Genomic DNA, 22274 nt, shown 5'->3' with positions numbered 1-22274 from the left:
CATGGCCGATGCACCGGTGATGGACTCAAATAGCGCGTTTCATGATCTGTTGTTCGCCGATGCGGATAACCCCAATGGACGGGACGACGCCGGCCCGGGAGAAGATCAGTTCCAGCTTCGGGGGCTGGAGGACAACCGGCTGATCGATGCGGCCACACCGCTGCTGGGGCTGGTCATCCGTGTGCGCCGGCTGGCGGACTTTCAGGGGGTGGATCGCCTCTACCAGCAGGTTGTGGACGAGGTAGCGGCCATCGACCGGGAACTGGTGGAGCAGGGTTACGAGCGCCCCACCGTGGTGGCCTATCGCTACGTGCTCTGCGCCTTCATCGACGAAGCCGTGCTGGGCACCGACTGGGGGGCTCACAGTGTCTGGTCCCAGCATTCGCTGCTGTCTCGGTTTCACAACGAGACCTGGGGCGGCGAAAAAGTCTTCGCCATTACCTCCCGCATGGAGCAGGAGCCGGAACGCTACCGCGACATGCTGGAGTTCATTCACCTGTGCCTGTGCCTGGGTTTTGAGGGCCGCTACAAGGTTATGGTCAACGGCCGGGATGAATACGAGCAGATCATTCGCGGCCTCAACGAACAGATACGGACACTGCGTTCCGATCAGGAACCACAGCCGCTGGCCAGTGCTCTGGACAACGTCACCCCGGCGCGCAACCGTCTGAGAAGCGGCCTTCCGTTATGGAGCATAGGTGGCCTTTTCCTGGTGGCGATGGCCGGTGTTTTTTCGCTCTACAACACAGCGCTGAATGAACGCATCAGGGATGTGCTCAGCGTACTGGAACAACTCCCGAAATAAGGAGATCACTGTGATTCGGGTAGAACTACCGGCGCTTATCGGGCGCCTCAACGAGATTTGCCGTCAGGGAATGGAATCCTCTGCGGCACTGTGCATCAGCCGTCAGGGCGCGGAAATCACCCCGGCCCACCTGCTGTTCAAACTGCTGGACACGCCCTTTTCAGACGTGCGTCAGATTCTGGAAACCAACGATATCGACCCGCATACTCTGCAGCCGGTTGTGGGTGACAGCCTGAATGGCGAACCTCAAACGGCCGAACAGTATCCATCCTTCTCGCCACTGCTGATCGAGCTGCTACAGGACGCCTGGCTGATTGCCTCCACTGAGCTGGGCCACACTGAATTGCGCTCCGGCGCCGTTATGCTGGCGCTGCTGATGAATGCCGACCGCTATCTGATGCCCCAGGTCAGTCAGCGCCTGAAAGACATCAACCGCGAGCAGCTTCGCCGTCAGTTTGACCGCATGACCAAAGGCTCCGTGGAACAGCCGAAAGCCGACAGTGGCCCTTCTGCTGCGGCTCAGGCCCAGACGGATATGGACCCGCTCAAGCGTTATGCCACCGATTTCACCCAGCGTGCCCGGGACAAAGCGCTGGACCCGGTGGTGTGCCGGGATGTTGAAATCGACCAGATGATCGACATCCTCTGCCGCCGCCGCAAGAACAACCCAATCGTGGTGGGTGATGCCGGCGTTGGCAAAAGCGCTGTAGTGGAAGGCTTGGCCCTGCGCATCGTCAACGGTGATGTGCCGGAGCGCCTGGCCAATGTAGAGCTGTGGACCCTGGATATGGGCGCGCTTCAGGCCGGTGCCTCGGTCAAGGGCGAGTTCGAGAAGCGACTGAAAGGCGTGATTGAAGCGGTGAAAACCTCACCCACGCCAATCATCCTGTTTATCGACGAAGCCCACACCCTGATCGGTGCGGGCAACAGTGAAGGCGGCTCCGACGCAGCCAACCTGCTGAAGCCAGCGCTGGCCAGGGGCGAACTGCGCACCATTGCCGCCACCACCTGGCGCGAATACAAGAAATACTTCGAAAAAGACCCGGCCCTCAGTCGCCGGTTCCAGCCGGTGGCCCTGGACGAACCTAGCCCGCAGCAGGCTGTTCATATCCTGCGGGGCTTGCGCAATGTCTATGAGCAATCGCATCAGGTCCTGATTGCCGACAGCGCGCTCAAGGCCGCGGCCGAAATGTCGGCCCGCTACCTGGCCGGCCGACAACTGCCGGATAAGGCCATCGACGTGCTGGACACCGCCTGCGCCCGGGTCAGCCTGAACCTCAGCACGCCACCACGCCGCCTGAGCCACGTGCGCAGCGAACTGCACCAGCTTGGCATGGAGCAGGAACTGCTGAACCGCGAACAGACCCTGGGCCAGAGCGTCGACCTGACCCGCGAAGCCGAGCTGGTGGAAAAGCTGGAACATCTGCGCAGCGAAGCCAGTAACCTGGAACAACGCTGGGAAGACCAGCGCCAGCTGGTCGCCCGGCTGGTGGAAATCCGTCAGCAATTGTTGGCCGACGACGAGACGGTTGAAGACCAGACGCCTGGAACCGTTGAAGAAACCCCCGACCTGAAAAGCGAAGCCGGTGCCATCGAACAGGAACTGGCTGAAATGCAGGCTGACGAACCCCTGGTTCACGCCCGCGTGGATGCCCGCCAGATCGCCGAAGTCATCGCCGACTGGACCGGCATCCCGGTCAACCGCATGACCGCCGACGAACTGGAAAAAGTCACCCACCTGCCGGAGTACCTGCAGGCCCACATCAAGGGCCAGGACACCGCCATCAAGGCATTGCACCAGCACCTGCTGACAGCCCGCGCCGACCTTCGACGCCCCGGCCGCCCCATGGGCGCGTTCCTGCTGGCAGGCCCCAGCGGCGTCGGCAAAACCGAAACCGTGGTGCAACTGGCCGAACTGCTCTACGGCGGCCGCCAGTTCCTCACCACCATCAACATGTCCGAGTACCAGGAAAAGCACACCGTCTCCCGCCTGATCGGCTCACCGCCAGGCTACGTGGGATTCGGCGAAGGCGGCATCCTAACCGAAGCCATCCGCCAGAAACCCTACTCGGTCGTGCTGCTGGACGAAGTCGAGAAAGCCCACCCGGAAGTGCTCAACCTCTTCTACCAGGCCTTCGACAAAGGCGAACTGGCCGACGGCGAAGGCCGGTTGATCGACTGCAAGAACGTGGTGTTCTTCCTCACCTCCAACCTGGGCTACCAGACCATCGTCAAGCACGCTGACGAGCCCGAGAAAATCGAAGAAGCGCTCTACCCGGAACTGGCCGACTTCTTCAAACCGGCCCTGCTGGCCCGAATGGAAGTGGTGCCTTACCTGCCACTGGGCGAAGACACGCTCAACAGAATCGTTGGCGACAAACTTGACCGCCTGGCCAAACAGATCGGCGAGCGCTATCAGACCGAAGTGGAGCTGGAAGACGGCCTGGTAGACGCCATCCGCAGCCGCGCCACCCGCAGCGAAAACGGTGCGCGAATGCTGGAGTCGATTATCGAGGGTGAGTTGTTGCCACCGGTTTCCCTGGCGTTGTTGGAGAAACTCGCGACGCGGGAGCCGGTGACGAAAGTCACCTTGGGCGTATCTGAAAACAAGTTCACGGGAACGGTTGCTTAGGCCAACTTGTACGTAGCGGTCCGTGCGGCTTTCTTTCCGGAAAACGTGCGGAGCCATGGATGGCGGAGCCCGAGCGTACAGGGACGTATTTACAGCGATTTTCCGGAAAGAAAGCCGCATGGACCGCGGTCCAGAGGCATCAGGGAAAAGGGACAAAAAGAATGGGACGGATGCAGACGGAGTTGCACACCGGCATAGACCTGGCGGTTGAACTGCTCCGGCAGGACAGCCTGCCACAACTGCTAAAAGTCGCCTCACGGCAACTGCAAAACACCTTCGGCCTGACCCGCTGCTGGTCACTGGAACTCGACCTCAGCGGTCGCATGCTTCACTGCGCGGCCCTGGCCGACTCAGCAGAGCAGGGCGAATTCGACTGCGGCGACTTCAGCCACCCTTTCGCCCACCTGATCCAGCAGGGCAAAGCCCGGGAGTTGTCCCGGGCCGCCTGCTACCGGCTCGACCACCCCGGCTTCCAGGCCATGTTCGAAGCCAGCAACCGCCCCCGCTCCCTCTGGCTGGAACCCATCAAAGGCGAAGATGGCCGAACCCTCGGCATCCTCGTGCTCTGCAACGAAGAACCGGAGTGGGAAGGCATCACCGCCCAACCGCTATACCGTGGCCTGCTGACCCTGCTGTCTCATCAATGGGTCAGCCAGCTCAGAAACAGTGACCAGGTCTGGCAGCGCCGCCTGCTCAAACGCTCACTGGACACGTTGCACGACGCCCAGACCATGCGCCAGCGCTGCGAGCAGCTCGCCGGAACCCTGGTGGGAAACTCCCTGGCCATGACCGAGCTGAGATCACAGATTGTCCGCGCCGCTGGCAGCCAGCTTTCCGTGCTGGTACAGGGGGAAACCGGCTGCGGCAAGGATCTGGTGGCCCAGGGCATTCATCAGTTTTCGGACCGGGCGGCGGGGCCAATGGTGGTCGTCAACTGCGCGGCCATTCCCGATTCCCTGCTGGAAAGTGAACTCTTTGGCCACACCAAGGGCGCGTTTTCCGGCGCCGACCGGGCAAAAGAAGGCCTGCTGGCCCAGGCCAATGGCGGCACCCTGTTCCTGGATGAAATCGGCGATATGCCCATGGCGCTGCAGTCGAAACTGCTGCGGGTGCTGGAAAGCCGTCGGTTCCGGCCGCTGGGCGCCCAGCAGGAGCAACATTCCGATTTTCGCCTGGTGGCAGCCACCCATCAGCCATTGCACGAATGCATTGAAGACGGCCGCTTCCGCCGGGATCTGTTTTTCCGCCTCAGCCAGTTCCCGCTGCGGGTTCTGCCCCTGCGGGAACGCCCGGATGACCTGGCCCCGCTCTGCCATCACTTTATCCGTGAATACACCGCCCGCGAGGGCGCAGGGCCCATGGGCATCAGCAGCCACGCGCTGAAACTGCTGGCCGGATACGGCTTTCCCGGCAATGCCCGTGAACTCAGAAACATCATCGAGTTCGCCTGCCTGCAAACGCCGGTGGGCGACGATATCCAGCCGGAAGTGCTGCGGCTGGATGAACTCTTTCCGATCCAGGAAAGCTGCTTTGGCGAGCAGCCGTCGGGGGCCGGCCTGGTTGGCCTGCCCCCGGCTGAAGAAGTGTTTGATCTGCGGGCCGCCTCCCAGGCCTACGAAGCAGCCATCATCCGGGAGCGTCTGCGTCAGTACAACGGCAACCGGGCTCAGGCCGCGGACAGCCTTGGCCTGCCTAAACGCACCCTGGCCCATAAATGTCTGAAGTATCAGGTAACAGAAGTATGAACAGGATCATTCGAAGTTTTTATCCAGGCCTGGTGGCCGGTGTCGCCCTTCTTTCTGCTGCAATCGCCGGCCCCAGCCAGGCGGAAATCAGCCAGCAACTGGCCGCTGCACGGCAATGCACCGGTGAAGTGAAGCGGCTGGATCGACTGGCCTGTTTCGATGACGTGTTCGGTACACCGATTTCCTTCACCCTGCCTGAGGACATGACCGGGCAACAGCCGGAGAACTGGCGCCAGGCGTTTGCCCAGGAGCAGCGCAGGCGGCCCGGGGACGGCCCGATTTACCGCGATACCGGCCATATCTCCGGCCATCTGATGACCCTGAGCGCCCTGGGCTCCGCGCCGCCCAGGCCACTGCTGGCCATTCAGTGCCAGAACAACATAACAGAACTGTCGCTGATGCTGCCGGAGGTGATTTCGGACGAACGGCTGACCATGGATTTTGGCCAAGGCCAGCAGGTCTGGCGGGTGCGTGATGGCGGCTACGTGGTCAGCGGCGGGCGGGGCCTGCCCGCTATCCGGACCATTCTGGACATGTCCGGTTCCAGCGATGTCACCGTGGCTTCTTCCAGTAGCCGTATCGATGGGCTGATGTTTGACCTGACCGACTTTGGCAAAACACTCAGACCGCTGCGCGAAGCCTGCGGCTGGTAGGAGACAGATCATGCAGGCAGTAGAGCAGCATCCCTATGTGGAGCCGGTGGTCGCCGTCATTGCCGGTGACAATCCGGCCGGTGAGAGCCTGGCGGAAGACGCCACCATGGAATACCTGGAAAACGAAATCATGAAGGTGGGGTCGCTGGCCCATACCGGCGTGGAATGGTCGAAGGTGGAAAGCGAGTCGCTACGCTTGCTGTCGGATACCAGTAAGGATATCAAAGTGCTCGGGTTTCTTCTGGTCTGTCTCCAGCGCGGCGGGGATGGCGAGCGCTTCGCGCTGTCCCTCTTTCTGCTCCAGCAAGTGCTGGGCAGCTGGTGGGAAGACGCCTGGCCCTATCCCGGGACCCAAGGCAAACGTGCTCGCAGGATGCTGTTCACCCAGATGCTTCAGCGTGCCCGGAAAGAAGTCGATGCCGTGTCTTTCAATCCGGGTGTCGGTGATGGCCGGGACTATTGCCTGACCGTGCTGGCCCAGCTGCAGGAGCAGGCCAGAGATCGAGAATTACCCGATGAAGACCTGCTCGGCCTGCGTCGCGCCATAGAGAAACTGCCCTCCCCGACGGAGGCTTCGCAAACGGCCCAGGAACCGGCCGGGAACGCCGCGCCGGCAACAGGCAGTCAGAAGGAGGATAGCCGACCTCAGGCCGCCAGCGCGGGAACGGCATCCCTCGGCGGGCTGACGCTGGATTCGTCCAATGAAAGGGCGATGCGCCAGAGCCTGTTGAAAGTCGCCGACCTGCTCACCGAACTGACGCCCTCGGAACCACTGGGTTACCGGCTAAGGCGCTACGCCTTGTGGCACAGCATCACCTCGGTGCCGCCGACCCGTGACGGTGTAAAAACTGATCTGGCGGCGGTCAGTGCTGATCGGGTAGCGGATTATCGCGAAGCATTGGGCAAGTCGCCCGACCAGGCGCTCTGGCAGCGGATTGAGCAGAGCCTGTCGGTCAGCCCTTTCTGGCTGGAAGGGCACTGGCTCAGTGCTCAGGTCGCAGGTTCGCTGGGCCATCACGAGTGCGCGGAAGGCATTCGGCAAGCGGCCAAGGCCTTCGTGGATCGGCTGCCGGAACTGGCTGATACCACCTTTAACGATGGTACGCCTTTCCTGCCCAAACCTGCCGCTGACTGGCTCTACAGTGGTCCGGCGAAAGGCGGGACCGGTGTTGGGGCCAGTGCCTGGGAAAGCGCCTACGAAGACGCCCGGGACACGCTGGAACAGAAAGGCCTGGCACCGGCCATGCAGATCCTCGAGGAAGGACTGGAAGGCGCAAGGGAGCCGAGAGACCGTTTCTACTGGCGCCTGATGAGCAGCCAGTTGATGAAAGACAGCGGTATGAAGGGCCTGGCCCGTCAGCAGGTTCAGGATCTGAGGGATCAGACGCAGGGCCTGAGCCTGGCGGATTGGGAACCCGGGCTGATGGCCCGTCTTGACCGGCTTGCATAAAACACAGTCCAGCGGGTTTGCCCCGGCTGGCACGGAAGAATGACACGAATTACCTGACAGGAATGGACACCATGTGGAGACACGCCTTACTCATCGGACGCCGGGTTCTGCCCTATCTGCGCACTGCCGCGCCTATCGTTCTGGTCATGGGGGTGGTTGCCTTGCTGGTTGCCACCTGGTGGCTGGGCCCGCGGCTGGAAATCGGTGGGGAATACCCGTTTGCCGCCTGGCAGATGCGGGCGCTGGTTACCCTCGGTGTGGTGCTGCTGGTGGCCATGGTCTGGGGCGTGGTTCTGGCCAGGCGGCTCGGCAAGGTCAATGCCGAGAAAGTGGAAGAAAAGCGGGAAGAGGAAGATCCCATCCTGCCACTGGAGCGCCGTCAGCTGCGCATGCTGGACAAGCGGCTGGCGGAGCTGAAACGCAATCTGCCGGGTCGCAAGGGGGTCTATCAACTGCCTTGGTATCTGGTGATGGGCCTGGAAGACGCCGGTAAAAGCAGCCTGATCCAGCGTTCCGGCCAGACCTACACGCTTACAAACGTCACCCGCAACGCCCGCACCGAGCGCAATCCTTACGGGTTCGAGTGGTGGGTTGGGGATAACGGCGTATTGATCGACCCGGACGGCGAACTGCTGAGCCAGGACGCCGGGCAGGGCAGTGCCGGCAGTGAGATCCAGCAGCGCCTGTGGAATCATTTTCTGTCCTGGCTGGAACAGAACCGGCCTCAGCGCCCGCTGAATGGCGTCGTGCTGACCGTGGACCTTGCCCGATTCTGCAAGGGTAACGGCGCCCAGCGCCAGGCCCAGGCCATTCTGCTTCGCACCCGTCTGCGGGAGCTGATGGAGCAGCTGGGGTCGCGCTTGCCGGTGTACATCACCTTTACCAAGCTGGACCTGATGTACGGCTTTGCGCCATTTGCCAAAACCCTCAGTAAGGCAGAGAAGCAGTTGCCGCTTGGCTGCACCTTCCGGATGGAAGGTCAGCAGGACCCCGACGACTGGCTGGTGGAATTCGAGCAGAGCTTTACCGCCATGGTGGAGCGTCTGAATGATCGGCTTCCGGATGTGCTGGCGGCCACGCGTGATTCCGAAGAGCGCGCGGCGGCCTATTCCTTTACCCGCCAGATGGCTGGCCTGAAGCCCGCGCTGGAAAGATTCCTGGCGGACCTGCTGTCCGCTGACGCCTTCTCCACACCGGCTCTGGTACGGGGCGCCTACTTCACCTCTGTGTTACAGGAAGGAGTTCCGGAGGATGCGTTTGTGTCTGCCGCCGCTGACAGTTATGGCCTGGCCGAGCCGATCCAGCCGGCCCAGCGCGGCGGGCAGTCCGTCAGCCTGTTCACCGAATCCCTATTCCCGAAAGTGATCTACCGGGAAGCGGGCCTGGCAGGGGACAACCACCGGGTGACCGCCCGCCGCCGTCGTGGTTTCGCGGTGGCAGCAGTGGTGGCCATTGCCTCCGGTATCGGCATGACTGCGGGCTGGCAGCACTACTTTATCCAGAATGCCGATGCCGCCATGGCGGTGGAAAACGGCGTGGAAAGTTTCATCCGGAACTGGCGCCCGGCCGGGTATGAGCCGGATACCACCGGGCGCAGCCTTCTTGAACCACTGGACCAGCTCCGGGAGGCGACCCTGGCATTCGGTGACTATCGCAGCGAACCTGCGGTAATTGCCGATATGGGGCTTTATCAGGGCCATAAAGTGGGCCCGGAGGTGGAGAAATCCTATCTGGATATTCTGGCCTACCAGTTTGTTCCCGCGCTGATGCTGGGTGTGATGGAAGAAATGGGCGATGCGCCGGATCTGAGCTCTGAACGTCTGGATCATCTGCGGGTGCTTCGTATGCTCTACGATGCCAGCGGGCGCCGGGCGGATATTGTTCGCCGCTATATGCGTGACTACTGGCAGCAAGCGTTTCCGGCCCAGCGGAATGTTCAGCAGCGGCTGGTCAGCCATCTGGACTATGCCCTGGCCCATACGGATCTGAATGCCCGGGCGCAGAACGGCGACGCTACTGCGGAGATGGCACTTGCCCCGTTCCGCAGTAGCGTTCAGTGGGCCCAGCAGGAGCTGGGCAGCATTGCCACGCCGGAGCGTGTCTATCGCGACCTGGAAGTTGAGGCCGCCCAGAATTTCCGCTCGCCCCTGGACCTTGCCCGTGAATCCGGGCCGGCTTTCAGCACGGTGTTTGTGCGGCTGGACGAACACGGCGAGCCGCTTGGCGACGAGCTTGCGGCGACGGAAGATCCCATCCGGATCCCATCCCTGCTGACGCGGGAGGGGATGGATTCCTGGTTCCTGAGAAAGTCGGATTCTGTCACCGAACTGGCGTTGATCGACGCCTGGGTGCTTGGCCGACGCAATGATGTGAATTTCAGTGAAACCGACGAGGCCCGTCTTCGCACAGAACTGCAACTGATCTACGCGGAAAAGTACGCGGCTCGCTGGCGCGAGGCTCTCAGCCGACTGGATATCCGGGAATTCAGCGATATCAACCACGGTGTACGGGTACTGGAAAGCCTTACCAGCGGGCACGAGCCAATGAGGCAGATGCTGGCCAATGTCACGGCCAATACCCGGCTGATTCCGGGCGGTTCCGAAACAGCCGACGCAGCCAGAAAGGTGCTTGAACAATCCGCGCACTTCCAGATGGTTCAGAACATCGAGCGGCAGTTTACCGAACTTAATGAACTGCTGACCCGGAAGGGCGACCAGCCCAGTGGCCTGGATCAGGTGATGGAAGTGGTGGAAAGCCTGCACATCTACATGCGCAACATTCAGGAATCGCCGGATAGGGGCAAGGCGGCGCTGTCTGCCGCCAGGGCCCGTATGGGTCTGCAGGGCGCGGACCCGATTTTCACCCTGCAACGGGTAGCGGCCAATCAGCCTGCGCCCCTGGACCGCATGCTTGAAAAACTCGCCGCACAAAGCTGGCGCGTGGTGCTGGATCAGGCCGTGGCCCAACTGGAGCGTCAGTGGTACCAGGAAGTCTATCAGCCGTTCCAGCAGAGTCTTGCCCGTCATTATCCGTTCAACCAGGGTGCGGGCCGGGACGCGGCGCTGCAGGATTTTGAAAGGTTCTTTGCACCCGACGGCCTGCTCGACCGCTTCTATACCGACAACCTGAAGCTTTTCCTGGAAGATCATCCGGAACATATTGCAGGGACCCAGCGTGCGAGTCTGGTCCGCCGGGATGTGGTGCGCTCCCTGGAAAAGGCGGAAGAGATCCGGCGGGCCTTCTTTACCCGCAGCGGCTCACTGGATGTGGAATTTGCCCTGGAGCCTCTCCATCTGTCCTCCAATAAGCGCCGCAGCGTGATGAACGTGGATGGCCAGCTCGTGGAATTCAGCCACGGACCGCGTCAGAGCATTCCGCTGGTGTGGCCGAATACCCTGCGGGATTCGGTGGAAAGCCGTATCACCCTGGTGCCAACGGAAGTGAACCGCTCTCCTAGAAGCATTTCTGAGAACGGCCCCTGGGCCCTGTTCCGCCTGCTGGATGAGGCCGACATTACCGGTGTCAGCAGCAGTGCCGTGGATGTGAGGTTCGCACTGGATGACGGTGAAATGCGGTACCGGCTACATGCGGGCAGTAACACCAACCCGTTCACACAGGAGCTATTGGCGGGGTATCAGATACCACGCAGTCTGTATTAAACTACTGCCCGGTCGGCGAACAACAGGACGTTGCTTCGCCGACCTTCAGATTCCAGCTTCCTTTTTACCAAGGACTCTTCAAGGACCGAAGACATGCCCCAGGCAAGTGGACTGCAGTTCACCGCCACCATTGGCGGACTCCCCCGGGATTTTTTCACCGTTGTCGGCTTCGAGCTGACCGAAAGCCTGTCGAGCCTGTTCCATGGCCGGCTGGACCTGGCCAGCACCTTCTCGGACGTTTCAGCCTCGGACGTGCTGGAACAACCGGTCGACCTGGTGGTGTGGCAGAACGGCGAGCCCCTTCGCCGCTTCACCGGCGTGATCAACGAATTCGCCCGGGGCGACAGCGGCCACCGCCGCACCCGCTACGAAGTCATCATCCAGCCGCCCTTGTGGCGCCTGGGCCTGATGCACAACAGCCGTATCTTCCAGACCCAGGCGACCGATGCCATCGTGCGCACCCTGCTGGAAGAGCGGGGCATCATCGACACCACCTTCGACCTGAAACGCCCCCCCATCGAGCGGGAATACTGCGTTCAGCATCGGGAAAGCGACTTATCCTTTATCGAACGCCTCTCTGCCGAAGAGGGCTGGCACTATCGCTACAGCCACGGCGATGTAAATGGCGAAGAACAGCCCCAGTTGATCATCGCCGACCACCACGGCGACGCCCCCAAACTGGCGCCTTCCGAATACAACGCCAAAGCCGGCGGCAGCACCAGACAACCAGCGATCTTCCGTTTCAGCTATCAGGAACGAGTCCGCGCAGCTTCGGTAGCCATGAAGGACTACACCTTCAAAAACCCCGCCTACGCCCTGATGCACGAACACCAGGCCGATAAACTGGATAGCCAGCGGGAAGACTACCAGCACTACGACTACCCCGGCCGCTTCAAAGCCGACGCCAGCGGCCAGCCCTTTACCGAATCGAGACTGGACGGACTAAGAAACGACGCGAGCACCGCCACCGGCAAAAGCAACCGCCCGGACTTCACCGTCGGCGCCAAAACCGAACTGACCGAACACGACAACCAGACTCTCAACAGGGAATGGCTGTTCACCCGTGTCACCCACACGGGCCAACAGCCCCAGGCCCTGGAAGAAGAGGGCGGTAGCGGCCCCACCACTTACCACAACGACTTCCAGGCCATTCCGGCCGACAGAACCTGGCGGCCAAACCCAAACACCATTAACCGTCCCATCATGGACGGCCCCCAGATCGCCATCGTCACCGGTCCGGAAGGGGAAGAGATTCACTGCGACGAACACGGCCGAGTCAAAGTCCGGTTTCCGTGGGATCGGCGCCTGCGGCAAAACAAGGTAGAGAGCGAAAAGAACGATGAACACAGCAGCGCCTTGCTCAGAGTCAGCCAGGGCTGGGCCGGCGGCCAGTATGGCTTTATGGCTCTGCCCAGAATCGGCCACGAAGTCATCGTGTCTTTCCTGGACGGCGATCCCGATCAGCCGATCATCACGGGCAGAACCTACCACGCCACCAACACGCCGCCTTATGCGCTGCCGGAACACAAAACCCGCACCACCCTCAAAACCCAGACCCACAAGGGCGAGGGCAGTAACGAACTGCGGTTTGAGGACGAGGCGGACAAGGAACAGATCTATATCCATGCCCAGAAAGACCTGGACCTGCTGACGGAAAACAACCGCACCGAAGTTATCAGGAACGACAGCCACCGCACCACAGAGAACAACGACTTCAGCCATATCAAAGGCAACCAGCACAGCACCGTGGATGGCGAGAAACGGGAGTCCATCGGCGGCGATTACAGCCAGAACATAGGCGGCACCTTTCAACAGAAATCCGGCCAGGGCACCTTGAGTGAAGTCGGCACCGAAGTGCACCACAAAGCCGGCGCCAAAGTGGTTCTGGACGCAGGTGCCGAGTTGACCATTTCTGCCGGTGGCAGCCTGCTGAAGCTGGATCCGAGTGGGGTGACGCTGTCTGGGCCGGGGATCAAGATCAATTCTGGTGGGGCGCCGGGGAGTGGAAGTGGACAAGCTTTGGTGATGCCGGCTATGCCGCTGGTTATCGAGAGTGACCGGCCCCAAAAGCCAGAGCAGGGCGCACTGGCGGAGGTTGGGCAGAGGGAAAATGCCCCGGCCATCAATGTAGAGTCGCAGATTGCGGCACTCAGGAAGGGCAATGCCACCTGCCCGGTTTGTGAGGAGCAGCATTCATGAACCAGGAATGTGGGCCTAATTCTGAATCGCCGTTTGCACATCTTTTCTGGCCCGACGATCAACCTGTTGGGCTTGTGCTGGATGGTGTCGCTATCCCGGGGCTCGGCGAAAGGATATACCAGTGGGCTGGTGGTCAGCCCTCTGTCGCGGAATGCCTGTACGCTTCGACCCGTTGGGAGGCAGTTTCAGACCTGTCCCCCTGGCTCGTGTGGCTCAGCGGGCCGGAAGATCCGGTGCTGAAAGGGTTTCTGGAGCAGGGGGCCGAGCAAGAGCAGGGGTACTTGCTGATTTCAGCTAAAGACCACGCTACCTGTACTCGCTGGATGCGGTCCCACCTGCAGGTAGAAATGGCGCCGGGCTACGATGAACTGGTGCGCATTGCCCATCCGGCGCTGGCTCGGACACTGATAGGAGGCAATCTGGCCCGTTTTTCAGTCAGAGCTGTGGATCAACTGATTGTCCCGGATCGTGTCAGCAGACAGTGGCATATTGTCGAGCCTCCGGCTGTTCAACCAGGAAGCATTGGTGACCAGGCCGGAAAAATGAGGGTTTCGCCTGATTTGAAGTGTGCTTTCGAAAGCTTCAATCGCCGCAAAGACGCATTGCAGATATGGAGCAACCTGGAAGAGTCGGTGCGCAACCAGTTGGGTGGCCCGGATTTGAGGGATGCCTACCCGGCACTCTGGAGAATAATGGAAGAGGCAATTGGAAGCGGTTGCAACAGCTTGCGGGAAATCATGCAGTTCCTGTTCGGTGCATTGCAAGGACAAACCGATAGAAATGCCGTGATGGAAACGACACTCCCATTGGATCAAGGATGAACAATGACACGGATACAGCGTCCCGCTGACGAGCGGGCAAGCAGCGATCTTTCGTGCTGGGAACAGCCAGGCACCCCCATTGATGAGCCGGCTTCATGTCCACTGTTGAAAACTGTGCACCTGCTGCCCGTCCGATATGGCCGGGTGGAAGTTGCACCAGCTGATACGGACCCCGGCTACCCATACTCACTGACCTCCCGCCCCCTTGGCTACCGCCTACTGAGGCATGGCTACCTTTACATGCTGGATGCGAATACCGGGGAGCTCCACGAGTACGTCCATGAAAACGGTGAATTGTCGGGCCACAACGACGGCAAGCTGGAGTACCCGAAGCAGCACACCCTGTATGTTTGCTTCACCGATGTGCCCCTGACTGAACGCAAGAAAGCCCAGGTACTCGACAGCCAGGAGGAGCGGGCGCACTTCATGCAGGAAATTGACCTGGCCAGCGCCTCGCCGCTTAGCGGCGGCAAGCACTTGTTGACGCCCGAACAGGCCAAACAATGGGTGGCTGAATTTGCCGAAGACTATACGCCGGATGCCCCCGAAGAGGGTCACGTCCAGGAAAGCGAGCCCTACCATTGGGAGAACCAGCCCTACTACCATAAGACCCGATTCGGCAAGTTGATCAAGCAGCAGGCCGTGGAAGACCCGGACGATTGCCTTTGCCTGGTGCTGCAGGACGACGTGGGCGTGATGCTGGACCTGGCCCAGCATCAGGATGATGTGGTGGGTTGGATCGGCGACTGGGCGCAAGGTGGTGAAGAGCCGGGGCACACCGAGCGGGACTATATGCTGGGGGCATGGATAGAGTCCATGACGCTGATCAACGATCACTCCCTGGAGGCAGCTGGCGAAAGGCCGGGAGGCGAGCCTTTCCAGGAGCTGTACGAGAGCACCAACGAGGCACAGCGCCAGGCCATCTACGATTACCTGGAGGTACGCAAGGATTACCGTGGCCCGCAGCCGATGGGGCCCGAAACTTACCTGCGCGATCACCACTGGGATAATCCCCTGGTCCGGGCACAATTGGCCATGATCGATGCCCTGGGGCAAGCAACCTACGAGCAGCACCGCGACACCATCAATCAGCTCAACCTGCAGAACTATCACCAGCTCAACGGCGCCAAACTGGGCCAGCGTGGCATCAACGAACTGATCGACCGCCCCCGTATGGACGCCTTCATGACGGCGCAGAGGGCCAAGCTGGCAAGGTGGCAAGGGTTGTTGGAGGACATCACCGACGACCGGACCAACCTGTTGTGTGATTCCCGCATTCACCAGGCCGCCTGGTATTTCGACCCGGCGGACGAGAAGCAACTGGAGGCGGCCCTGGACCTAAACTATGCCTGCCTGAAGGATCTTTGCCGCTCCGACGAGGCGGCAGAAAAGGTGCTGGCCTGGTTGGAGGAGAACCCCCAGTACAGTCATCCCCTGTTCCACACCTTGCCCAAGACCGCCCAGGCGCCGGACGCAGAGCCCTCGACCACCTACTTTGGTATCGCAGGGGCCGGCTACAGCCTGGTGACCAAGGCCGCCGAATGGGCGCGTCGCCTAGCCGATGTGGAGGCCGTACACCTGCCGGACCTTGAGTTACGCTCCCAGCAGATCCAGGCAAAGGCGGCCGCCATTGGCGACACCCTGGCACCGGCGGTGTCAAAAGGTATCGCCCAAGCCATGGAACAGCTTTACCAAGGCATTGAGTCAAACCGGATACCGTCCCTGGACGACCTGTTCCGGGATCTGCCGTATTTCTTCAAGGGCAAGATGCTCAAGGCCATCCAGGCCGGTGAGGTAGAGTTCCGCGTTGCTTCGGAACCGGAACTGACCACCTTTCGCCAGAACCTGGAACAACTTCTGGCGCTGAACGAACGGTTGGAAACCCTGACCCACGACCACGACGTGGCCAAGGCCACCCACGGCCACAAATCCGAGCGGGCGCAAAGCATCGTCGACGAGTTCAAGGCCACCCGGGAGGAACAGCGAGCCGTGGGCCGGCGCCTTGCCGGTGCTCTCAGTCCGGTGGATGAAACCGATACCGGCCTCAGGCTGGATCCGGCGGACACGGGCAGGGCAGGCATCTCCCTGCTACTTCCCACCGCAGGCCAGCAGCAGATGGGCACGGTGATGGGCCACATCCGCCAGGGCCTGACCTCGGCGCCACGGGTGAACCTACTGGGGGATGGGCTGGGTGTGTTGGTGTTTGTGGCGCAGGCGGTGAACTTCTGGAATGTTCTAGATGAAGTGTTCTCTGATACGAATAGTGGCAAGACTGCTAACAAGTTTTTTGAAAGCCTGTTCGCTACTGCTGGTGCCGGTTTCCTAGCGGCGCAGAGCTTATCGGACACGGCCTTGGTGTCTAGGGCCCAAACCCTGGCTAAGGCTTGGCAGCGCAGTGCCGTGCAGTCGGTCCATATCCAGATGGGCCGACTGCATGTTGGGTTGGGAATATTTGCATACGGCGCGGGTGCTATCAGTGCCGCCATTGGCACATACAAACATGCCAACAATTGGCTGGAAGCGGTACGAACCGGTAATGCTGAGGCGCAATTGGGTGCGACCCTCGGTATGCTGGGCAGCGGCGGTTTGGCCATGACCAATGCGTACGGGTTTGGCCGGTCCGTCCAGATGGGGTTGGGCGTGGTGAGAGCCAGCGACGATGTCGCCAAGGCCGCTGCCTGGGCCACCGCCGGCACCCGGCTGTCCAGCCTGTTCGCCCGCCTGAACATTGCCGGGTTGGTGTTCACCGTGTTCGAGCTGGGCGGAACCTGGCTGTACAACCGCTACAATCTGAGCGAGCGCGACCAGTGGCTGCAAACCACCCCCTGGTCCCGGGAGCCCGGCCAGGTCCACAATGGATCGCTGGCAGAGTACGAGCAGGCTTTCGCCCGGCTCGGTAACAGCCTGTGCCTGGAGAAGGTCCCGGCGCAAGAGGAAGACGGTAAGCACCAACTGGTTCTGAACTGCCACGCCCTGACGCCGGAGGGGTTAATAGAGCCCCTGGGCCAGCCGGCACCCCGGCGAGTGTGGCTGAGCGCCTGGCGCATCCGGCCGGAACGCTCGGGCTGGTTCCGTGACACCCCGGAAACCTGGGTGCGCTGCTCCCATGATATCCTGACGAACCTGGACATCCGGGAAGGGAGTGGGCACCTGCAACTGGCGTTCTTGCCACCGGATCACAGTAAGAGCGGTACGGATCCCGAAACCCAGGACCTGGCGCTGATGGTTCGGTTGGATACCCTGCATTCGAAAGAACGATACACCCAGAAGGTGTACATGCTCAAGGTGACGCCAGACAGTGACTGGCCGGTGACGCCTGTCCAGGAACCTCCCCAGGATAAGGAGGGCAGGATCTTCTGGTACCAGGTACGCAATCCCTTTATGGAACTGGATATCTTCCAATGACACTGGAAACGCCCGAGGTAGATATAGCCAATGCCCCCAGGGCAGGCAAGGTTGAGAGCTTCCCCAGCGGTCGGCTCACCTTCCTGGCCCCTCTGCCCCTGCCCACCGGCCTGCCGCCTACAGACCACGGCCGTGCGGTGGGGACTATAAATGATCGTTACCTGGACTTCGGGGTGGGGCTACCACCGGTGTTTGGCTGGCAGATCACTCTTGGCGGCCCTTTTGGGTTGTTTTTGTTGTCTGCAGTTGTAGGTCCATTGATTGCTTTGGCCGCCGGTTTTCATTTTGGCACCAAGGACGATGCCTTCCGTGTGTTCTGGCAAATTTTTGATGCCGGTTTCTGGATTGGCTTATGGGCGTGGGCATTTTTCCTCCTGCTCAGCCTGGGTATTTGGTACCACCAACACCTCAAGTTCAAAACCGTTATGCCCACCCGCTTTAACCGCCAGCGCCGCGAGGTATGCTTCGTGCCCAAGGGTCACCGGGAGCCAATCTTCGTATCCTGGGAGGAACTGGTGGCCTGGGTGACCGAGGCCCAAGGGGTGACCGAGTACGGTGTACAGCATCAGTACGGCTTCGGAGTGGGTTTTCTCCACCCGCAAACTGGCAAGAAATATACGCTGGAATTCCAGACTTACGGCTTGCCTCAGGCTATCAGCAACTGGGAGGCCATCCGGGCCTATATGGAGTATGAGGTGCATACTCTGAAGGAAATACAGGACGCGCTGGAGCTGCAAGGCCCAGACGACCCGCCCTGGGAGGGCGTACAAGTGTTCCGCAACACCAAGGCACGCCTGCACCAGCGCCGCCAAGCCGGCGAGGTGGGCTGGTTCCATACCCTCGGCTGGTACCTCTACCACCTGATGACCTTCTGGACCATCCCGAACCGGCTGGTGGAGTGGGAGGTCAGGAAGATCAAACGCATGAGCCGCAAAACGCTGCCCAGGGCCATGGCGGAGTGGTCCGAACCGCTACCGGAAGACCAGCGGGCCAGACCCAGCGAGGAACTGAAGCGCCAAAGCAGGCGGGTGCTGGAACTGCAAAAAGCGGATCCGCAAAGGCCGATTACCGAGATCTTTGCCCAGGTCAGTGAGGAGTTTTCAGGTGAGGGATCGATGATCGCTTGATCCGGAGCCAATCGCCGCCACATGGAGGATCCAGCCTGGGCGAAGGGCTGGTGTCCAGCTTGCCAGAACCCTGGGCCCGGGTACGCGCAGTCAGTATTCAGAAACCGCTAGGCAAGTTACTCGAAGGTTCGATAGAGCAGGAAACTTAATGATTGGCCGCTGGTTAATGAACAAGGTTCTGGATCCACTGCCTGTTTGGCTGCAAGTGGCAATTGTTTTGGTGATTTGGAGCCCGGTTGTGTGGGACTATTTTTTTGCCGTCGAGGAAACCGCTTTTGTATTGCACAATCACACGGTGCGGCCTATTTCCGAGGTGATTGTAGGTGAGATTTGGGTTGGGAATGCACCTGCGTTTAATGGGTATTCGACCGGAAGCGGCGTTATATGCTGCGCTCAGTTGGAAAAAGAAAGGGTCGATGTTAGATGGAAGCTTAGTGTTACCCAGAATCAATATGAGGCCGGGATTAGGGCGGAGGATCTGAAAAAGGAAGTTCTTATCCCAGGGCGTAGTGAGGATGACTCTTATCTTCACGTTCATATTTACCCAGGTAGTTCGGTTGGGCTGTTTTGGAGTGAGACGAGGCAGTCTGAATTTCAGGTAATCCAAGGTGAGAAAATACAAGATAATGTTGTCGGGAAGAGCGGCTGACAAGGTTATCCCATCATATATGAGTTATGGTTTTTAGTCTCAGACTGAAATAATTCAACGCTCAACGGGATGAATACGATGCAATACCTCCACACCATGATCCGCGTCAGCAACCTCGACGAAACCCTCCACTTCTTCTGTGATCTGCTCGGTATGGTCGAGATTAGCCGCAAAAGCAGCGACAAGGGCCGTTTCACCCTCGTCTTCCTCGCCGCTTCGGAAGACGAGGCCCGGGCCAGGGAAGACCGGGCTCCAATGATCGAACTGACCTACAACTGGGACCCGGAGGAATACACCGGCGGTCGCAATTTCGGGCATCTGGCCTACCGGGTGGATGACATCTACAAGTTGTGCAGTCACTTGCAGGCCAATGGCGTTACCATCAATCGACCGCCCCGGGATGGCCATATGGCGTTTATCCGGTCGCCGGATGGCATTTCCATCGAGCTGCTCCAGAAGGGTGAATCGCTGCCGCCACAGGAACCCTGGGCGAGCATGGAAAATACCGGTACCTGGTAAGCGGTTGCCATCCGTCGTTGCAATTTGCAACACCCGTGATAGTCTGTAGCAAATGCTGAGCCCTGTTGCAGGAGGCTACGATGACAACTGCTGTCCGTCTTGATGATACTCTGGTTCGCCATGCCGCAGCCGAGGGTGCCGTTCACCGGCGCTCAACGCCCAAGCAGATCGAGTACTGGGCCGAGATTGGCCGGGCGGTGGCCGGTGAAGTCAGCGCCGAGGACCTGATTGCGATTGTTCAGGGGATTCGCCAGGTCCGGGTTGAGCCTGTGCAGGCCGAGTCTGTTACCAGTGAAGACCTCTGGAGTGAAGTGGATCGGGCCCGCGAAAGCGGTGAACTGGGCCGCTCGATTGCCCGGGGGCGCACGGTGTATCAGGCGTCTGAAGCGAAGCCGGGCTATCTGGAGGCGGTTTATCCAGACGGTTCCCGGGAAGTAGGGCAATTCCGCAACGGGCGCTTTGAAGCACTGAGCAGTCGTGACGACGCAGCCTGAGCTCTGGCTGCTGATTGGCGGGAACGGTGCCGGAAAGACCACTTTCTACCAGCGCTTCCTGGCGCGCCGCAAGATTCCCCTGGTGAATGCCGACAATATCGCCCGCAGCCTGTGGCCGGACGCGCCGGAGAAACACAGTTACGAAGCGGCGCTGATTGCCGAGCGGGAACGGTTCCGGTTGATTGAGGAGCGCCAGAGTTTCTGTTTTGAAACCGTCTTCTCCCACCCCTCCAAGGTCGATTTTGTCGGAACCGCGAAGGCAGCGGGTTTTCGCATCCGCATTTTCTATTTTCACCTGGAGCTGGCCTCACTGAACAAGGCCCGTGTGGCTTCCCGGGTAAAATCCGGCGGCCACAGTGTCCCGGAAGCGAAGATAGAGTCCAGAATACCCAGAACCCTGGCCAATCTTCGCCAATGTGTCGGCCTGGCAGACGAACTGCATCTTGTCGATAACAGCAGCCTGGACCGGCCCTATGTGCGGCTCGCCCTGTGGCAGTCGGGGCAGTGGCATCTTTATCACGAAACCCTGCCCCAATGGGCCAGGGAACTGATCGACCCTGATTGACCGATTTGGAGAGCCCCATGGGCCTGATGTTTGAGGAAATAGACAGCCAGCCGTCAGCGCTGGGGGAAATTACCCTGCGCCGGCGCCGTATTCCGGCGCTGGGCGACCGGGATATCTTCGAGGTGAAGCTGGGCGATGAGTTTCTGATGTCCAGCATGTTTGTGGATGCGGAAGTGGCGCTGGCGGATCTGGGCATCGAACGGGCGGCAGGTGAGTCGCTGGATGTGGTGGTGGGTGGTCTCGGCCTGGGTTACACCGCGGAAGCCGCGCTGCGCCATGATCGGGTGAATGAGCTGCTGGTGGTGGATGCTCTGGATACGGTGATTAACTGGCACGAACAGGAAAAGGTACCCCTGGGGAAACTGCTGAATGCGGACCCGCGCTGTCGTTATGTGTTGGGCAGTTTCTTTGACTTTGCCGTGTCGAATGAAGGGTTTGATCCACAGTCACCCGGCCGCCAGTTTGATGCCATTCTATTGGATATTGACCACTCCCCGCGCGCGCTGCTGAACGAATCCAACGCCAGTTTTTACACCGCCGAAAGCCTGGGCAAAATGGCCCGCTTCCTGAAGGAATGCGGTGTGTTTGCCATGTGGTCCAACGACCCGCCGGATGAACCTTTTATGGATACCCTGCGGGAGCTGTTTGTGGAGGTGGAGGCCCGGGTGGTGTCTTTCTACAATCCCTTCCAGAACCGCGAATCCACCAATACCGTCTATCTGGCAACCAGGTCCGGGAGCTGAATCATGGCCGAAACCACATCGATCGAGTGGGCCTCCACCACCGCCGCAGTCTGGCGTCGCCATCGTTCCGGCCTGCGCGCCATCCGCCGTCTGGACCCGGTGCAGTGGAACAGCCTGAAGGGCATTGACCGGCAGCGGGACGCGATTGCCCGCAACACCGAGCGATTTTTGGCGGGAGAACCGTCCAACAACGCGCTGCTGTGGGGCTCTCGGGGTACTGGTAAGTCCTCGTTGATCAAGGCGCTGCTGAATCGCTACGCCGGTCAGGGCCTTCGGATGATCGAGGTGGACAAGGACGATCTGGTGACCCTGCCGGAGATTGTGGATGACCTCTGCGAGCAGCCCTACCGCTTCGTGATTTTCTGCGACGACCTGTCGTTTGATGTGGGCGAGTCCAGCTATAAAGCATTGAAAAGTGTGCTGGAAGGTTCGCTGGAGTTGCCGCCTGAAAACGTGCGGGTGTATGCCACTTCCAACCGGCGGCATCTGATGCCGGAATTCATGTCGGATAACCTGCAAAGCCAGGTCCGAGATGGCGAGCTTCACCCGGCCGAGGCAATTGAAGAGCAGGTGTCGCTGGCGGACCGCTTCGGCCTTCAGCTGTCTTTTTACCCTTTCCCCCAGGATACCTATCTACAAACTGTGGATTCTTTCTTTCCCGATGTCTCCGATCGGGCGGCGTTGCATCAGGAGGCGATCCGGTTTGCCACCGCCAAGGGCGTTCGCAACGGACGCACCGCCCAGCAGTTCTTCCGTCAGTTTGCGGGCACTTTCGATTAGGCGTGGCTCGGCGATTAGGTGTGGCTCA

General features: G+C 60.4%; 16 protein-coding genes. All 16 read left to right on the top strand.

Annotated elements, in window-relative coordinates; translation table 11 throughout:
• Position 1 precedes the first annotated feature (1 nt).
• The 16 genes from icmH to FPL19_RS06115 all read left to right on the top strand — a co-directional run bounded on the left by icmH (position 2) and on the right by FPL19_RS06115 (position 22246).
• The gene (gene icmH, locus FPL19_RS06190) at positions 2-805 is read left to right on the top strand and encodes a type IVB secretion system protein IcmH/DotU (protein WP_150911591.1); all 804 of its coding nucleotides are present in this window, start codon (positions 2-4) and stop codon (positions 803-805) included.
• A 10-nt stretch (positions 806-815) separates the two neighbouring features.
• Complete coding sequence (gene tssH, locus FPL19_RS06185) at positions 816-3437, top strand: type VI secretion system ATPase TssH (protein WP_191965223.1); 2622 nt, start codon at positions 816-818, stop codon at positions 3435-3437.
• 170 nt (positions 3438-3607) lie between these two features.
• A complete protein-coding gene (locus FPL19_RS06180) occupies positions 3608-5182 on the top strand; it encodes a sigma-54 interaction domain-containing protein (protein WP_150912419.1) in 1575 nt (524 codons plus the stop codon).
• Positions 5179-5835 (top strand): type VI secretion system-associated protein VasI, encoded by a 657-nt coding sequence (vasI, locus tag FPL19_RS06175; RefSeq protein ID WP_150911590.1) that lies wholly within the window; start codon positions 5179-5181, stop codon positions 5833-5835. Before FPL19_RS06180 ends, vasI begins: the two co-directional genes overlap by 4 nt.
• Positions 5836-5845: 10 nt before the next feature.
• Positions 5846-7285, top strand: coding sequence for a type VI secretion system protein TssA (tssA, locus tag FPL19_RS06170; protein WP_150911589.1), 1440 nt, complete (start codon positions 5846-5848; stop codon positions 7283-7285).
• A 62-nt stretch (positions 7286-7347) separates the two neighbouring features.
• The gene (gene tssM / locus FPL19_RS06165) at positions 7348-10944 is read left to right on the top strand and encodes a type VI secretion system membrane subunit TssM (RefSeq protein WP_191965222.1); all 3597 of its coding nucleotides are present in this window, start codon (positions 7348-7350) and stop codon (positions 10942-10944) included.
• A 93-nt stretch (positions 10945-11037) separates the two neighbouring features.
• Entirely contained in the window at positions 11038-13143 is a 2106-nt protein-coding gene (locus FPL19_RS06160; RefSeq protein WP_150911587.1) for a type VI secretion system Vgr family protein, read from the top strand.
• A complete protein-coding gene (locus FPL19_RS06155; protein WP_150911586.1) occupies positions 13140-13964 on the top strand; it encodes a DUF4123 domain-containing protein in 825 nt (274 codons plus the stop codon). Before FPL19_RS06160 ends, FPL19_RS06155 begins: the two co-directional genes overlap by 4 nt.
• A 3-nt stretch (positions 13965-13967) precedes the next feature.
• Complete coding sequence (locus FPL19_RS06150; protein ID WP_150911585.1) at positions 13968-17369, top strand: toxin VasX; 3402 nt, start codon at positions 13968-13970, stop codon at positions 17367-17369.
• Entirely contained in the window at positions 17366-18496 is a 1131-nt protein-coding gene (locus FPL19_RS06145; protein WP_150911584.1) for a hypothetical protein, read from the top strand. Before FPL19_RS06150 ends, FPL19_RS06145 begins: the two co-directional genes overlap by 4 nt.
• Before the next feature lie 148 nt (positions 18497-18644).
• Positions 18645-19145, top strand: coding sequence for a DUF3304 domain-containing protein (locus FPL19_RS06140; protein ID WP_150911583.1), 501 nt, complete (start codon positions 18645-18647; stop codon positions 19143-19145).
• Positions 19146-19223: 78 nt separating this feature from the next.
• A complete protein-coding gene (locus FPL19_RS06135) occupies positions 19224-19664 on the top strand; it encodes a VOC family protein (RefSeq protein ID WP_150911582.1) in 441 nt (146 codons plus the stop codon).
• Between the two features lie 80 nt (positions 19665-19744).
• Positions 19745-20158, top strand: a complete 414-nt coding sequence (locus tag FPL19_RS06130; protein ID WP_150911581.1) for a TA system antitoxin ParD family protein — start codon at positions 19745-19747, stop codon at positions 20156-20158.
• Positions 20142-20723, top strand: coding sequence for an AAA family ATPase (locus FPL19_RS06125; RefSeq protein ID WP_150911580.1), 582 nt, complete (start codon positions 20142-20144; stop codon positions 20721-20723). The genes FPL19_RS06130 and FPL19_RS06125 overlap by 17 nt, the downstream gene beginning before the upstream one ends.
• Complete coding sequence (locus FPL19_RS06120; protein WP_225314312.1) at positions 20720-21466, top strand: polyamine aminopropyltransferase; 747 nt, start codon at positions 20720-20722, stop codon at positions 21464-21466. Before FPL19_RS06125 ends, FPL19_RS06120 begins: the two co-directional genes overlap by 4 nt.
• Positions 21467-21469: 3 nt before the next feature.
• Positions 21470-22246, top strand: a complete 777-nt coding sequence (locus FPL19_RS06115) for an ATP-binding protein (RefSeq protein ID WP_150911578.1) — start codon at positions 21470-21472, stop codon at positions 22244-22246.
• Positions 22247-22274: the final 28 nt, after the last annotated feature.

This window comes from Marinobacter halotolerans, assembly GCF_008795985.1.
Classification (GTDB): domain Bacteria; phylum Pseudomonadota; class Gammaproteobacteria; order Pseudomonadales; family Oleiphilaceae; genus Marinobacter; species Marinobacter halotolerans.
This window is presented reverse-complemented; position numbering and strand designations above follow the sequence as displayed.